We start from the raw sequence: 628 nt of genomic DNA on the forward strand, positions 1-628 counted from the left end.
GCGTCGAGCGCGGAGCCGGAGGGAGGAGCGGACGCGGAGCGGGAACGGGCGCGGAGCCGGAAGGAGGAGCGGGCGCCACGAAAGGACGCCGAACGCGGGCCGGGCGGGAAGGGCCGTCCTAGCGTGGGCCCATGGCCGATCCCGCGGGCGGGCCCCGCTCCACGCCGCACGCCGCTCCCTCCGACGCGACGGACGCCGAGCGGGCGGCGGGGGCGCTCCTGCTGTGCCGGGCGGAGCCGGACGAGGTGGCGCACGTCGCGCGGCTCCTGCGCGGACCGCTCGTCCTGTGCCCGGCGGGCGAGCCGGGGCCCGGGGGCGAGGCACGGTGGAGTGTCCTCGTCCCCGAGGAGAAGCCGTGGCTGCACGGCGGCGAGCCGGTCGACCGGGTCCTCACCGGCTGGGCGACGGCGCTCGCGGTCGGGGCCTCCTGGCCCGTCCTCGCGCTGTGGTGGGACCACGAGCGGGCCGGTCTCGTGCTCTGCTCCGGCTTCCGGCGGCCGGTCGGCTACGAGTGGGCGGCGGACGGGACGCCGCTCGGCGAGGACGAGGCGATGCGCGCCTTCGTGCTCCGCCTCGGCCTCGACCCCGTCCTCGACCTCCAGGAACTCGGGCCGCTGACCCGCGAGGA

General features: G+C 78.7%; 1 pseudogene. It reads left to right on the plus strand.

The annotated features are described in order from the left end of the window. Nucleotides 1–131: 131 nt before the first annotated feature. Nucleotides 132–628: pseudogene (locus G3I42_RS14750) on the plus strand (hypothetical protein); the annotation flags it as partial.

It is taken from the genome of Streptomyces sp. SID11385, assembly GCF_010548245.1.
GTDB lineage: Bacteria > Actinomycetota > Actinomycetes > Streptomycetales > Streptomycetaceae > Streptomyces.